This is a genomic window from Pseudomonas sp. 15C (assembly GCF_055484735.1).
On the sequence record NZ_JBUDGD010000012.1, the window covers coordinates 40,794 to 54,205 of the forward strand.

Sequence of the window (13,412 nt, forward strand, 5' to 3'; positions counted from 1 at the left end):
TAACGCTCAGGGCTGCGGGCGATCAGCTAATTTCAAACTATCGACCGGTATTCCCGGGTCAGCCGCAATCAGCGGAACAGCCGGCTGGACAGGCCACTCGATAGCCGCCGGCCAGGAGGACTGTGCACTCACTTTACCCAGGCTGAACTTGTAGGCTTTCCACTGCTTCACGTTACCAAGCAGTACTTGCTGCTCTGCCTCATCTTCAGTTGTCGCCTCCCCTGAATCAATTCCGTAACCGAGGGTGTCGATCCGATCCTGAATTCGCGCAATCTGTGCTGCAGCTGCCTCGTTTCTGCTCTTGAGCAACGCTTGAGCTTCCGTCAATCGTGCTGCGGCAGCCGCTGCCTCTTTCATGGCTTTGGTGATCAATTGCGACCAGTCGATACTCATGCTTCGACCCCCTTTTGCGGCAAGGGCTGTGGCAACGCCACGTCGCCGTCAGGAATATTGATCAGGTCCGCGGGAAAGGCTTGCGCCTGGCTGTAATGAGCGGGAATTGGCAACAACAGATGAAGCGTCAGTTGTCCCTGCTCGCGGGTAACGTCACCCACGAACCATTCGGAGTCGATCGCGCTTTGCGGCAACGTGTCGCCGTCGGACAACCGCGAAAAATCGAAGGTTTCGCCGTTCACGGTAATCAGCGCACCCGCCTTGTACAGTGTCAGAGAGTCGTCTCTGCGCTGCGGAGATAGAATAATGTTCATCAATACCATCTGCCTATTGCGATCAAATTGATTTGCGCAGCCGAGGCTGCATTCGTTGTTGCGATAGCGCGCCAGGCGCCCCAGTTGGCAATAGACGGGGGAATCCAGACACTGGCCATTACACAGTCGGCGTAAACCTTGCCAATCGCTGCCGACGTCACAGTGGGTATCGATGCGAAGACTGAGGGATAGGCACCCGGGGCATACGCATCACTGCCGAACAATGCGCCCACTGCGTAGGTACCCGTCGAGTTGGTGGCAATTACCTTCCAGCAGACCAGCGTGCCATCAGCGAATTTGGTGTATTCACCATTGGCGTTGGCCCCCCGTTCGATAATTGCTCCGGTAGGTGCCCCGGCACCTGAAACGACGCCGATAACGTTGTTCTGCCGGTAAACCATGCGCCATGGTCCGAAAACGCCCGTACCGTATTGATCTCGCTCCCACGTCCGTAAAGTGCCACCGCCAACGATGCCGTTGACCTCGTGCCAGGCCTGATGAACCGGCTGACCGGCGTACTTGATGGTGTCCATCAAACCGTAAGATGATCCCGTCGGTTTCACACCAGTTGCGGTATTAATGACAAAACAGCGTCCAGCCGGAACAGCCGCCGTGTCGTCGATGTTGCCGTTGTAAACCGGGGCGTCACCGCCGATACCAAACGCTCCGACCCGCATGACGCGCCCGGCAGTTGCATCGCTGAGAGTGCTTTGCAGGGTAGCTGAGGCGGCATCGCCCAGTTCCAGAGCAGCGCGAGCTGCGGCCGGCGTTGTGCTACTGGTTCCCCCTCTGGAAACTGGCAGTACATCGAAATTAGCGGTTGCGCCAAGCGCCGCAAGCTTCGCTCCATACTGATTGACGAGGGTGCGTAATTGATCCGCAGAATCTTTGACGTAGCCTTGCATAGGCGCCAGTGCATACGGCCCGCTCGCAGAACTGCCGCGGTATTCCGGTGCAATGGATAGTGCCGTGTCGCTGGCAATATTAATGACTTCGTACCATCCGCCATCGGGGCCTCGAAAAGCATCACCCACACGGCTATTGGCAATGAACGCAGTGCCGTTGCCAGTGACGGTGGTTGAATTCTGGACGACAGTAACTGTTCCAGTTTTATACCAGGGCATATGTACTCCAGGAATGTTAGAAAAGTTCAGGACGCGGCAACGCCCTGGCAAAAGACATAAGTCGTCCACTTACCAAGCGAGAGAAACTTACTCTTTGATAATCGGAATAGCCGGCATCGAATAGTAGATAGCTTGGGGAATCCCCGGATAATTCGTGTTGAAGCCGGTGCGTGAATCGAGCATCAATCTGGGTTCGCCATTGGCAGCGAACCCCCATCGGATATAAGTGATTGCATTGACCGTCACGCCATTGACTGCCACTTGTCCCAACTCCACATCAAGCGCCATACCGACGGCCAGATAGGTATTCGAGCTGGTAATCCATGTGGCTGGGCGATAGATATCCATGCGTGCCGCGCCGGCAATCGGTTGTCCCGAAACCAGTATCCAATCCTGAGGAGCGCCGCCCAACTCTCTTTCAAAGACCGGGGGGCGCAGCAAGGAGTCAAACACGACTACCCCGAGTTCATTGCGCACGCGCATTCCGTAACCGCTGACGGAGCGAAGGTTATAGGCGTAAACGCGTATGGCAATGTTTTGGGATGTATGTCCGCCGTTACCGATAAAGGCCAATACCGCTCCGGTCCAATTTCCCGGCCCGCCCAGATACTGGACGCTGTCATAGAACAGCGCTGGATTGTCCCATGCCCTGACAGCCAGAATGGGCGGCGCTGCCGAGGTCACCGGATATGGAAAGGCCAACTGATACACGGTACTCGTAGTGACCGCTATGTTTTGCTCCAGCAAAATTCCGAGATTATGAAACTTGCTGTCGATAATAGTCGCGCCGCCAGCATTACGTACAAGCAGTCCAAAATTACTCATGATTTCGCTATCACATAGAGTGTTCCGGCGGTGTGGTAAGCATTGCTCCACCACCCGTAGAATCCCCACTCGACATAGCCATCGCGCATAAACGCCCACACCGGACGCTTATTGACCTCGTTGCCGACCACATAAGCAGTAGCATTGTTTGAGTTGAAACCAGGCAAAGCAAAAGTTCCCGAATCAGCAAACCCTACGGGCCTCGAATAAATAACTCTCAATGCCCGATCAGTCACATCAATCGACATTTTTCCCTGCGCGTCGAACGTTCTGAATCCGAAAGTCATGATGAGAGCATCCCCATTTCAACGCGTACCGTGCCGGCCTGGTCTACCACCGTCCATCTTCCACCTTTGTCCAGTGTCCAGATGGGCGTGCCATTGCTGGCCAATGCGGTGGACTGGATGACGTTGCCAATTTTTGCGTTGGTGATCGTGCCGTCCTGGATGAAGGCAGAATCGATGAAGGTCTGATTACCAGAGACCGTGAACGGTGACGTCGGTATTCCTTTGGCCAGGTTCAACAACATGAAGGTGTCCGCACGCACGACGAACTGCGATGAAACACCGGATGGATCGACCTGGAGGCCTAGTCCGAAAGACGCCGCGTATTTCTGGCCGCCTGCAGTCGTGTCCATTTTCACCGACCACAAAGTCGACAACTTGCCGCTGGTATCCGCCAGTGCAGTTGCAGTCTCTCTCACGGTCGCACTGTTTTGCCCGACCTGTGCGGTCAACTGGTCAATTTTCGAGGCTGTCGCAGCGTTAGTAGTCGTCACCGCTTTTTCGAGCGAAGTAACAATTGCCGTGTTCAGATCAGTGGCGACCTCAACAGTTGAAAGACGCTGCGCCGTGGCTTCATTCTGAGAAGTCCTGACGCTGCTTTCCGTGGCGATGGCCGCCGTACTGGTCCAACCCTTGAGCGCATCTGCCAGCTCGCCTTCACCATTGTCGTCTCGAGACGCTGCGCGCAGCGCCTGAAATGCGGCGGCCTGAGCCGTTATTGCGCCGTCGATCTTGCTGATATCGGCGGTATTGGTCCCGACCTGCTGAACCAGACCGGTAGCGGTCTCGACTGTTTGCCCGACGTCGACCCAATACTCGATGTTCGGTGGTGGCGAATTGACGGGGACTGGGGCCTTGGCCTGATACAACCGATCGGCCTGACGCACAACGGCGTATTTCGCATAAGTCCTCGTTGGCTCATAGCTTTCGTCCAGGGCATCAATCTGGCTTTGCAGTCCGGGGATTTTTTCAATGTCACTGAGCAGGTCTTTACCCAGTTCGGTCTGCGAGATCTTCCCGGCGAGCATGTCGAGTATCGGTCCTGCCTCTGAACTGGCTTGACCCAGCACACCATTGCCAGTCGGATACCAGGGCCCCATATTGCCCGTACGATCAACCAGCCTCGCCCAGAAGAAGAACGACGTGCCGGCCAACAGGCTCTGCATCGCGTAATCACTTTGCGGATATGCCAGATCCGCCAGTTTGGTAGCGGCCTCAAGGTTTGCCGTCGGCCCGTACCAGATTTCGGTTCGCTGCGTGTCTTCAGCACCTGCCGGGAACTCCCATTTCAAGCCGATACCGAACAGCAGGCTGTCCGCCTTGAGGAACGTCACCGATGGCGGTGGCGTGGTTTTCCCGGACAGTTGCGTTTCCACCGAAGTCGCATAGATCGAACCGATGTCCAGCGCGTTGATGGCTCGCACTTTGGCCACGTAACGCCCGGCATAAATGCCGCGTACCTCCATCGACGAACCGCCGGTTCGACCGGCATATACCCATTCACTGTCGTTCTTGCGCCAGTAAACCTCATAAGCGATAGCGTTGGCCGGACGCGCCCACTCGATGGTCATGACACCGATTGCACTGCCTTGATCGACGAAGTGGTTGTTACTGATCGTGACTGACGTCGGTGGCGCCTGAACGCCTGGCGGTATGACTGTGACAGGCGGGCGTTCAATGCGGGAGCCGTTGTCGATTGCGCCGTACTTGCTCGGCACATGTTTGACTGCACTGATGCTGTACTTGATTTCAGTGTCGGTGAAATCTTCAGCAATCGACAACACGCGAAATTGCTGTGCAGCCAGAGAAACGGAATCAATGGCCCACATCGACTGCGCCGGCGGCAACTCGCTCAAAGGCTGAGTAAGGACCACACGCTGCGCCTCGTCACTGATACTCACTGACTTGATCACACGTGACACGGCTTTGCCGGTCGGCATGACCAAGGTGAGAGTATCGCCAGCTTCGGCGGTCACGTGGGCATCCAGGGTCAGCGTATCGAGTGTTGCATCACGCAGGCGTCCACCAATCCGTCGCCCGGCGCGGTCGTTGTCAGCCACGCGGATAATTTGCCCCGGACGCGCCAACGTCCCGTCCAGACCGACCGAGAAAGTGACACTTTCAGTTTCCAGGCGATTGGTCAGTAGTGCCCACTTACCAATGCGTTGGGCCTGGGCCTGAGACGTGCAACCGGTAGCGGTGATCTCCGTCTGCTGTACACCATAGCGGGCGATACCATCAGCATCATCGACGTACTGAACCTTCTGCCGGTAGAAGTCCGTCGGATCATTCCAACTGACCAGCGCCACGGTGAACCGGGTCTTTTTCGCCGACCCACTATAGACGAACTTGCCATCAATGACGTTACCGTTGGAGTAGGTGTACACCGGATCTTCCGGCATGTCGGCCACCGCCATGACCGAACCCGCCCCCCAATACGACATGCCACGAAACGTGGTCGCCAGATCCTGCAAAACCTTCAGTGCATCGGCACGCACCGACAGATACAGATTGCAGGTGAAGCGCGGTTCAGTCCCGCCCTTGCCGTCGGAGACAGGCTGGTCGCAATACTGACCGATGCGGTACAGCTCCCATTTATCGACCTGACCGGCATTGAGCAAATGGCCCAGGCCATAACGCGGATGCAGCAGCAAATCGTAGTAAATCCACGCCGGGTTGTCGGTCCAGGCCGATTTGAACGTACCGTCCCAAATGCCAATGTACGTGCGGCTCTGCGGTTCGTAGTTGCTGGGCACCCGAATGATTCGTCCGAGCAATTCAAACGAACGCGACGGTATCGACTGAAACTGCGAAGCATCAAATTGCAAACCGATGATCGCTGAGCCGGGATAGCGCAACTTGGCGTCGATCACCTCAGTACTTGATTCGACACTGGTGGTGTCGGCAATGGCGCCGCTGGTGGAATTGGGGGTCAACCGGCGTACTCGCACGGTCCAGCCACTTTTGGCCGCAGGCAGATCGATACGGTGCGATCGCTCGTACTTGGTGGTGGTTTTGCCACTGAACGCAGACGTCAGCACTTCGACGAAGGCACCGCCATCGGTGGCCAGATCGATCGCGTATTTGACTGTATAACCGTTAGTGTCGCCGTTGCTGGTATTGGTCTGCGCCAGTCGCGCCACCGCCAGACGAATCCGCACAGCCGACAGTTGCAGGTTGCTAAAGGCCTTGATCCACGGTTGATCACTACGCAGTTCGACCGCTGCGACCGTCTCGTTTTCCACTGCGGGAAAACCGGGGATATGTGCCTGATCCTGGCTACCGGTACGAACATCCAGCGTGACACCATTGAAGTTGAGGCTGCCGTCGTCGTTGGCCAGCGGTGTTTCATCCAGAAACACCGAGCGGGCATCATTTTTCAGACCGACAATCTCGCCTTCGCTGACGAGATCGAGGATACGAGCGTAAGCCGTGCTTTGCAGGCTGTCTGGCGCCTCCACGGAGGGGCGCGGCTTGGCGCCGCCGCCTTTGCTGCCAGCGAGAATGAGGTCAGTCATGGCTTTCCTTCAGGCGAAATAAAACCCGCACAGGGCGGGTTGGGTGGACGTCAATAAAAGATCGAACGCTAGAGTTGATCCTGCGCGTAGATACCTGCGCTGATCACGGAACTGCCGACGACCAACTGGCCATACAACAGACCTACCGGATTACCTTGGGCGCCGGTGTTGACCGGGCCGTTGAAGCTGTAGCTGGCGCGATGGGCTGGGCTGTCCTGAGACCCCAGGCCTTTCGCTTGGGGGGACAGCATTTGCAAAACGCCACCGATCACCATCGCGGTTCCCATTTGATACAGAAAAGGTGAAGCACCGGCGAATGGCGTAAACGACAGTACGAATGCGGCAGCGATCATCACACTGCCGACAATGGTTTGAAGTGATCCTGCGCGCTTTGACCCTGCGATGACCGGCACAATTCGCAGCACTTCTTTGCCGGTAGGCTTACCCAGTTCATCTTGCGAAAGATTTTCTCGACCGTTGAACAGCGCAAACCGAAGCCCTTTGCCAGCGCTTTCGTTCATGTACCTTTCGAAACCGGGGAACTGCTTGAAGTAACCCATGACGTCCCGCAACCCGCCGGAAGTTGTCACACGATGCTTGCGCCCAAACAATCGCGCCAGGGATCCGGATAACAGCACCGTCTGAATTTTTTGTTGATCTGTTTGCATTGCCATAGATTTCTCCGGCAGTAAAAAAGCCGCTCGCTACAGTTGATCCTGCGCGTAGATCCCGGCACTGATAACTGCGCTGCCGACAATGGCCTGGCCGTAAAGCAGACCTACCGGGTTGCCTTGAGCACTGGTATTGGTGGGGCCGTTGAAACTGTAGCTGGCTCGATTGGCAGGGCCGTCCTGGGCGCCCAGGCCTTTGGCTTGTGGAGAAAGCATCTGCATGACGCCCCCAATCACCATGGATATGCCTACAGACCCCACCGCTCCCCAAGTACCACCAGCGGCAATACCAGCAAAACCACCGGTGAAAAATGTTGCTGCGGCGATCAATACGACACCGACAACCGTCTGCAATGAGCCCGCTCGCTTGCTGCCAATAACCATTGGTGCAATACGAATATCAATTGCGCCACTCGGTGCTTTGAGCCGGTCCTGGCCAACGTTGTCGCGGCCCAGGAAAATCGAGTACGTAAGCCCCCGGTCCCGGGACTCCATCAGAAAGCGCTCGAACCCCGGAACCAGAATGCACAAGGCATGAATGGCTTCCGCGGCGTTGTTCACAGCCAGCCGGTGCACGCGACCAAAACTGGCACCCAAGGTGCCGTAAAGGCGAATAGTCCTAAGTTTTTGCTGATGCATTTCACAGCTCCAGGAGAAGACCTCCAGTCAGGTTTCAGTCATTGAATCAGGGGCTGGTGATGAGTAACTTTCGATTGATGCCGCCAACAGCTCACCGTCACTTCTGCCCAATATCCGCCATAGGTATCTCGCCGGCTGTCTCGCCCATAAAGGTGATGCAGGATTGAACCCGGCGCGGGGAAGTGATCAGGCTCAGCCTTGAGTACGCCATCTTCGAGATAAATGGCGGCATGGTTGGGCACCGGGGAACGAATCTGCATCAGCACGATATCGCCCTGCTGCAATTGGCTGACCTGTTCAAAACCTGCGGCGGGCAGGTTCTCCAGATAGAGATTTGCGCCTTTATCCCACCAGCCGTCCTCGCGGTCATAGTCACCGAGTTCGATACCCATTTCTCGTCGGTAATAGTCAAGAATGATGCTCAGGCAATCATGTACCCCATGAACGAATGCGCGCCCAATCAAGGGCGCCAGATATCCACTGGGTGTGATGGTGACCAGTTCACCCTTGCAAACCCGCCCCGCATCATCCTTGCGCACTTCGAGAATGTGCCAAGGTAACCCAGAGGCTTCACAAGAAACCCGGTCTGCCTCGCTGGCCGTCGCCGGATAATCCGGATGACTGTGAACGACGGCGAGGATCTCGCCGCACTCCTCGGCCGCTGCGTAGTCTTGTGGTGCCAGACGAAAGTGTTCACTGGGCGTCGTCGCAGTATTGCGGCACGGCACATAACGTTGTCTGCGTCCCTCGCGAATCAGCAAACCGCAGCATTCGTCGGGATACTGCGCGATGGCATGACGCTCGATAGAGGCCAGTGTGGTCTTGTTCATGATCAGCTCCGAATCAGACCCGCCGCCGGAAACGAGCCGTATGGCAGTGGATTGTTTTCGCCAAAACGCAGCTTGCAGCTGCTCAGGCGTCCACCGCACTTGTCCCTGGCCGCGTCGCTGACGATTACATCACTGGCGTCCGCCACGGGGCCGCCGTTGTAGCCGCAGTACGGACCGCGATAACCACCACAACTGAGCCACCAGCAGACGTTGGCAACGATTTGCCGACGCGGCAGTTGTACGCCGTTGAAGTCCAGTGCACTGGCGAGTTCGAACTTCACCACTTCACTGTCTTCACTGACCTTGCGCTCGATGTACCAGACATCTGGCGGCAGTTCTTCTTCGGGATCGGCTTCAGGCTGACCATCGAGATACTTGCCCAGCGTGCGATGACGGATCAGCCGAGCCCCGACCAGATCATCGAAATACAACACCAGAGCAGTGATGAAACCACCGACGTTACCGACCGAAAGCGATGGAGTCGGTTGTGTGCCCTGCCCGGTCATTTCAAAGCCTTCGGCCTGAATGGGCCAGGGTGAATACTCCAGGCCTTGCCAGAAAATCGAGGCTTGCTGTGGATAGCCGTGGAATCGGTATAGCTCGGCGCCGAGGCTGGTGGCATCGAGTTCAAACAGCTCGACCCAGGCGCCCGGTTCCAGCGCCTGGATATCTGCAGTAATGGACATTTGAATCTCCGGGCAAAGAAAACCCCGCACCAGGCAGGGTGGGTTTCGCGTCAGGCGTACCCCGATTTACGGGTGAAATGCCTGCTCAAAGGTGGCTACCAACGTGTAGAGACCTGCTCCCATCGGAGTCGGTTGATAACCTTTGCAGCGATACAGGGCCGGCTCGCCCAGCGGTGCCGTCCAGTAAAAAGGCGCGGCTCCAGCATGACGATCAAGAAACTGCACAATGGATTTGATCCGCGCCTCGTCACCGACGAAGGTCAGCGGCCAGGATTGTGATTTGTTGTTGAGGCCGTCTGCGGCCACCTGTTGATAGCCGTCGCCAAACTTTGCCGACTTGAGGCGAAACTCGACATTGCCGACAGGCTGTACTTTTGGAAGCCAGCTGAATGTTTCCGTGCTCATGTTTTCTCCGGGTGCGAGTGGTTGCAGCCGCTGATGGTCAGCGGCCGTTAATGGCGGACCAGATTTGCCCACCCGGTTTAAGGTCACGAGCAATCTGTTCGGCGGCGCCCTGTTTGGCGGCACCGGCGTAGGCCTTGGCGACGGTTTGCGAGTTCATGTCGCCTGCTACGCTCCCCCCCGAACTGTCACCCACATTGATGGTTTGCTGGATGACTACTTGATGGTTGCTGTTACCGCCCAATGCGCCGCCCTGCACCTGCACGCCGAGGGAGCCATCGGAACCTCGACTGAGCGGCATGATGGCCTCTGCTCCGGCTTCGCCAAACATGGCCATCGGCGCCAGGATCGGCCCCGTAGCAACGCCGTTTGTAAAGGCACCGCCCTTGGCGTATCCGGTGTATCTGAAATCCGACCCAAGCGATAAAGCCGGGTTGAAGATGGTGGTGTCCGCCCCTACTTTGGCGGTCGTCACCCCAGGTGCGCTACCACCACCAAACAGCGACGTCGCCGCCGTTCCGACCAGACCGAACAACGAACTCAGACCTTTGGACATCGCTGTCTGAGCCGCCAGTTTGGCCATGTCTCCAAGCACCGATTTGGCAAAATCGGAAAACGAAAACTTGCCTGTCAGCGCAAATGTCGAAACCGCATCGCCCATGGTGTTGAACGCATTGGTAAACACTGTCTTGGATTTGGCTGCAACATTGTTGGAGCTGGTCAGGTAATCATCCCAGGCCGAAGTGGCCCCGTTGATCCAGTTACCCTGAGCCTCGGTCATCGACTCGTAGTTGCTTTGAACCTGAAGAGTCATCTGCTCATGTTCGGCTTTCAACTTGTCGAGCGACGTGCCGTAATCGGCACCTTCCTGAGGTGCGATGCCTCCAGCCGTGGGCGTGTCCAGCGCCTTGCGTGCCAACGCATATTTTTGGTCGATGTCATTCAACGCTTTCGCACGCTCACTTTCCCGTGACCCCATTCCGAGTTGCGCGGCAGCAAGAGCACCATTACTGCGCAGCTTGTCGAAATCGTCTGAATAGTTGATTTGCTTGGCAGCTTGCTGCTGAACATCGACATAGGTAGCGATGTTCGCTTGCGCAATCGAGTTGGCCGACGCATGCAGCGTCACGCCGATTTTCTTTGCGGCATCCTCGATCTGCTTTTGCATCTGACGCAGTTTTTGTTCGGTAATACGTGACGCCTGAGTCCAGGCTTGTTCAAGGCCGTCGAGGTTCGGCGTCAAACCTGCAGAGGAAGTAACTGCCATGTGCGTTTCTCCGGGCTATGAAAAAACCCGCCGAAACGGGTCATATGAATTTCTGGCTATTGCCACTCCTGAATCGCACGTTCCAGGGAAAGCCCCTGACGCTGCTCATGAGGCATGAAGTCCAGCATTTCCGCCAGACCGCCGCCCAGCCGGTGGGTCTGTAGCGCAACCATTGCGCTACTCGCCTCCAGCCGCCTACCGGTATGAAGCGATCCATATCTATCGATGTATCGACCCCATGCCAACGCTTCCTGGTAGGTCATGCGTTCCTTGGCTTCGGCAATCGTGCGGCCGCCGACTCCGTTCAGCACCAGTTCGTGCCAGAACTCATCGGCGGCAGTCAGTTTTTTACTGCGCTACCGCCTGTGCCATTCACCTCATTGACTGCGTTGAGCAACAGAAACCCTAACGAAGGTTCGAGGTTGTAGGCGTCGTCGTAGGAAAGTGCCTCCGCGCCTTCGGCTCCCAACGAGACCGACGCCGCGATGTAACTCGCGTTCCGGCTCTGTTCGTTTTCACCTTGGGCGAACAGTCGCTCAATCACGCCGAACGACTGGCGGCGAATGTGCAAAGTGAAAGTGTCAGTGACTTCCTTGCCCGATTGACTATCGAGATGAGTCCAACTCACTTCTTTTTTAACCGGCTGACCGTCGACGATGCCGCCCTTGGCTTTCAGTTGTTTGAGGTTCATGGCTGATCTCAGGCTTTCTTGATCCAGGCGGACCCACCGGTACGCTGAATAGTGACGGTAGTGGTGACAACGGCATTAAGTGCAAAGTTGAACGGGAAGTCCGACACATAACCGTCGAAAGTGAACCAGGTGCGTGTCGTCGGCAACTCAAAATCATCGCCCTTACTGTTCACTGCAGGCGCGACACCTTTTCCGTCGGACCAACCCACAACCCATTTGATGCCGGTATCGCCATTGGCCTCAGACAGTTGATGCAGACGAATGTGACTGGCGTTAGTTGGGTCAGCGTTGAGGCCCAGGCTCGCGGTGCCTGGTGTACGCAACCCTTTTTTATAGGTGCGCTCTTCGGCATTGAGACTGGTGTCTTCAATCTGCTCTGCCGGAGCGCCGCCCGGATCGAAGGATGTAGCGTGCTCAATCTCCAGCACGGTGTAAGCACCGGTGCCAGTGGTCGGCGGTACTAGGGCGAAAATTTGGGTACCTTGGGTAAGGATCGACATCTAGCGTTCTCCATGAACAAAAAACCCGCAAATGCGGGGTTGGGGGTGAAACTCGGTTGGTATTGCCTCAACGGCTTGAAGCAGACGAATCAGGGTGCGGGCGTACCATCCAGATAAGGCGGTGCGTTGGGGTCCGGCTCCCGACTCTTGATAAGGTCTACCAAGGCTTGGTTACTCTGAGCGAGTACGCGTATGGAGGCATTCAATGCCGCCTGGCTGTCAGCCTGTAATTGCAGTGCTCCGATCAATCTATTAAGCGCGGCCAGATCTTCGTCATTCATAGTCAGTTTTCTCTTCGCATGGATTATTGATCAGTCGGAGGACTCTCGCGGCGGCACTTCGCAGACGCCAATGCGCTTGGCAGCCCAGCGTTCGTAAAGACCGATGGCCACGTCGGCGCCGGCCATGGCAGTCAGGCAGCCGAATGCGCCGGCAGCCCATATGGATAGTCCCGCGGCATACAGCAGCATGATCGCCGACACGCCGCAGATCATGCAGGCGCCGGAGCGCAAGGCCAGGCGCCGTAGCAATGACCAGCCGCGGGCGCCCTCCTTGTCCGCGCGCCACATTTCGCCGGACACTCCGCCGACCACGGCCAGGAGGATGACCAGCCAGATCGGCATGTCCGCCAACGCTTGTTGCTCGTTTGTCATGTCACGCCTCCGTTGGTAGTGGGTGATGGATGAGAGTTGAATTCAAACAATGTCTATTCCAGGTAGGCATTCCAAAAAGCCCGGCGATCAGGCCAGGCTTTTCAGTAATACAGACCCGAACAGGTGGAGCATCGAGAGCAAACGATGCGCTGACCTGATCAATAAGGCGCGGTTGGCCAGACGATATTGGCCGGATAACCCGGCTGCTTGTCGATGTCGCTGACTGCAATCGAGTACTGCTTGTGCGCCAGCAACTGCGCTTGCTCTTCAGGCGTGGCCACGCCAGTGTCAGCCTTGTATTGAAAGGAGTTGAGCAGCAGCCAGTAGGCGCCATTGTTCAGCAACTGCCATTTTTGCTGCTGAGCCTGAGCGATCAGCTCTTGCTCGGTCGGCGGCGGTGGTACGTATTCGGCAAAAGTCCAGACACCGTCGGTTTTAGTGGCTACCCAACCGAGTTGAACCTCTGGGTTGTTAGTCACTTCCGCCCAGATGATGCTGGGGTGAAACATTTGGCTGATGTCGCCGTCCGTTTCGAAAAACTCGACGATTCGATCCTGATCAACGCGTCCATATCGGCGCATGGTGGTTTCCTTTTCTTTAAGTTTGGTGAGCGGT

Annotated in this window: 17 protein-coding genes; all 17 read right to left on the minus strand. The window is 56.6% G+C overall.

Annotation, left to right across the window (positions count from 1 at the left end; translation table 11 throughout):
* Positions 1 to 6 precede the first annotated feature (6 nt).
* The 17 genes from ACYYKW_RS09140 to ACYYKW_RS09220 all read right to left on the minus strand — a co-directional run bounded on the left by ACYYKW_RS09140 (position 7) and on the right by ACYYKW_RS09220 (position 13,378).
* Positions 7 to 393: a tail fiber assembly protein gene (locus ACYYKW_RS09140; RefSeq protein ID WP_093104175.1), complete on the minus strand. Its 387-nt coding sequence runs from the start codon at positions 391 to 393 to the stop codon at positions 7 to 9.
* Positions 390 to 716 carry a hypothetical protein gene (locus tag ACYYKW_RS09145; RefSeq protein ID WP_464989958.1) on the minus strand — a complete coding sequence of 109 codons (327 nt, stop codon included), beginning with the start codon at positions 714 to 716 and terminating at the stop codon, positions 390 to 392. Before ACYYKW_RS09145 ends, ACYYKW_RS09140 begins: the two co-directional genes overlap by 4 nt.
* Positions 707 to 1,831 (minus strand): hypothetical protein, encoded by a 1,125-nt coding sequence (locus ACYYKW_RS09150; RefSeq protein ID WP_464989959.1) that lies wholly within the window; start codon positions 1,829 to 1,831, stop codon positions 707 to 709. The genes ACYYKW_RS09145 and ACYYKW_RS09150 overlap by 10 nt, the downstream gene beginning before the upstream one ends.
* Positions 1,832 to 1,918: 87 nt before the next feature.
* The gene (locus ACYYKW_RS09155; RefSeq protein ID WP_093104181.1) at positions 1,919 to 2,656 is read right to left on the minus strand and encodes a hypothetical protein; all 738 of its coding nucleotides are present in this window, start codon (positions 2,654 to 2,656) and stop codon (positions 1,919 to 1,921) included.
* Positions 2,653 to 2,943, minus strand: coding sequence for a hypothetical protein (locus ACYYKW_RS09160; RefSeq protein WP_093104183.1), 291 nt, complete (start codon positions 2,941 to 2,943; stop codon positions 2,653 to 2,655). Before ACYYKW_RS09160 ends, ACYYKW_RS09155 begins: the two co-directional genes overlap by 4 nt.
* Entirely contained in the window at positions 2,940 to 6,458 is a 3,519-nt protein-coding gene (locus ACYYKW_RS09165) for a TipJ family phage tail tip protein (protein ID WP_464989960.1), read from the minus strand. The genes ACYYKW_RS09160 and ACYYKW_RS09165 overlap by 4 nt, the downstream gene beginning before the upstream one ends.
* A gap of 68 nt (positions 6,459 to 6,526) precedes the next feature.
* Positions 6,527 to 7,132, minus strand: coding sequence for a tail assembly protein (locus tag ACYYKW_RS09170; RefSeq protein ID WP_093104186.1), 606 nt, complete (start codon positions 7,130 to 7,132; stop codon positions 6,527 to 6,529).
* A 30-nt stretch (positions 7,133 to 7,162) separates the two neighbouring features.
* Positions 7,163 to 7,768 carry a tail assembly protein gene (locus ACYYKW_RS09175; protein WP_464989961.1) on the minus strand — a complete coding sequence of 202 codons (606 nt, stop codon included), beginning with the start codon at positions 7,766 to 7,768 and terminating at the stop codon, positions 7,163 to 7,165.
* A gap of 38 nt (positions 7,769 to 7,806) precedes the next feature.
* Positions 7,807 to 8,598 carry a C40 family peptidase gene (locus ACYYKW_RS09180; RefSeq protein WP_093104191.1) on the minus strand — a complete coding sequence of 264 codons (792 nt, stop codon included), beginning with the start codon at positions 8,596 to 8,598 and terminating at the stop codon, positions 7,807 to 7,809.
* 2 nt (positions 8,599 to 8,600) lie between these two features.
* Entirely contained in the window at positions 8,601 to 9,284 is a 684-nt protein-coding gene (locus ACYYKW_RS09185) for a phage minor tail protein L (protein ID WP_093104194.1), read from the minus strand.
* 66 nt (positions 9,285 to 9,350) lie between these two features.
* On the minus strand, positions 9,351 to 9,689 hold the full coding sequence (locus tag ACYYKW_RS09190; RefSeq protein WP_093104197.1) for a phage tail protein: 339 nt from the start codon (positions 9,687 to 9,689) through the stop codon (positions 9,351 to 9,353).
* Between the two features lie 37 nt (positions 9,690 to 9,726).
* Positions 9,727 to 10,953 (minus strand): phage tail tape measure protein, encoded by a 1,227-nt coding sequence (locus ACYYKW_RS09195; protein ID WP_093104200.1) that lies wholly within the window; start codon positions 10,951 to 10,953, stop codon positions 9,727 to 9,729.
* 56 nt (positions 10,954 to 11,009) lie between these two features.
* A complete protein-coding gene (locus tag ACYYKW_RS09200) occupies positions 11,010 to 11,264 on the minus strand; it encodes a hypothetical protein (RefSeq protein ID WP_093104203.1) in 255 nt (84 codons plus the stop codon).
* A gap of 29 nt (positions 11,265 to 11,293) precedes the next feature.
* On the minus strand, positions 11,294 to 11,644 hold the full coding sequence (locus ACYYKW_RS09205) for a phage tail assembly chaperone family protein, TAC (RefSeq protein WP_093104205.1): 351 nt from the start codon (positions 11,642 to 11,644) through the stop codon (positions 11,294 to 11,296).
* 8 nt (positions 11,645 to 11,652) lie between these two features.
* Positions 11,653 to 12,144, minus strand: coding sequence for a phage tail tube protein (locus ACYYKW_RS09210; protein ID WP_464989962.1), 492 nt, complete (start codon positions 12,142 to 12,144; stop codon positions 11,653 to 11,655).
* A gap of 311 nt (positions 12,145 to 12,455) precedes the next feature.
* The gene (locus ACYYKW_RS09215; RefSeq protein ID WP_093104213.1) at positions 12,456 to 12,797 is read right to left on the minus strand and encodes a phage holin family protein; all 342 of its coding nucleotides are present in this window, start codon (positions 12,795 to 12,797) and stop codon (positions 12,456 to 12,458) included.
* Positions 12,798 to 12,955: 158 nt separating this feature from the next.
* Entirely contained in the window at positions 12,956 to 13,378 is a 423-nt protein-coding gene (locus ACYYKW_RS09220) for a tail fiber assembly protein (protein WP_332762513.1), read from the minus strand.
* Positions 13,379 to 13,412: the final 34 nt, after the last annotated feature.

Bases quoted from the DNA above. Each gene is read 5' to 3' on its own strand.
- ACYYKW_RS09140 (WP_093104175.1), bottom strand. From the start codon at position 393: ATGAGTATCGACTGGTCGCAATTGATCACCAAAGCCATGAAAGAGGCA.
- ACYYKW_RS09145 (WP_464989958.1), bottom strand. From the start codon at position 716: ATGGTATTGATGAACATTATTCTATCTCCGCAGCGCAGAGACGACTCT.
- ACYYKW_RS09150 (WP_464989959.1), bottom strand. From the start codon at position 1,831: ATGCCCTGGTATAAAACTGGAACAGTTACTGTCGTCCAGAATTCAACC.
- ACYYKW_RS09155 (WP_093104181.1), bottom strand. From the start codon at position 2,656: ATGAGTAATTTTGGACTGCTTGTACGTAATGCTGGCGGCGCGACTATT.
- ACYYKW_RS09160 (WP_093104183.1), bottom strand. From the start codon at position 2,943: ATGACTTTCGGATTCAGAACGTTCGACGCGCAGGGAAAAATGTCGATT.
- ACYYKW_RS09165 (WP_464989960.1), bottom strand. From the start codon at position 6,458: ATGACTGACCTCATTCTCGCTGGCAGCAAAGGCGGCGGCGCCAAGCCG.
- ACYYKW_RS09170 (WP_093104186.1), bottom strand. From the start codon at position 7,132: ATGGCAATGCAAACAGATCAACAAAAAATTCAGACGGTGCTGTTATCC.
- ACYYKW_RS09175 (WP_464989961.1), bottom strand. From the start codon at position 7,768: ATGCATCAGCAAAAACTTAGGACTATTCGCCTTTACGGCACCTTGGGT.
- ACYYKW_RS09180 (WP_093104191.1), bottom strand. From the start codon at position 8,598: ATGAACAAGACCACACTGGCCTCTATCGAGCGTCATGCCATCGCGCAG.
- ACYYKW_RS09185 (WP_093104194.1), bottom strand. From the start codon at position 9,284: ATGTCCATTACTGCAGATATCCAGGCGCTGGAACCGGGCGCCTGGGTC.
- ACYYKW_RS09190 (WP_093104197.1), bottom strand. From the start codon at position 9,689: ATGAGCACGGAAACATTCAGCTGGCTTCCAAAAGTACAGCCTGTCGGC.
- ACYYKW_RS09195 (WP_093104200.1), bottom strand. From the start codon at position 10,953: ATGGCAGTTACTTCCTCTGCAGGTTTGACGCCGAACCTCGACGGCCTT.
- ACYYKW_RS09205 (WP_093104205.1), bottom strand. From the start codon at position 11,644: ATGAACCTCAAACAACTGAAAGCCAAGGGCGGCATCGTCGACGGTCAG.
- ACYYKW_RS09210 (WP_464989962.1), bottom strand. From the start codon at position 12,144: ATGTCGATCCTTACCCAAGGTACCCAAATTTTCGCCCTAGTACCGCCG.
- ACYYKW_RS09215 (WP_093104213.1), bottom strand. From the start codon at position 12,797: ATGACAAACGAGCAACAAGCGTTGGCGGACATGCCGATCTGGCTGGTC.
- ACYYKW_RS09220 (WP_332762513.1), bottom strand. From the start codon at position 13,378: ATGCGCCGATATGGACGCGTTGATCAGGATCGAATCGTCGAGTTTTTC.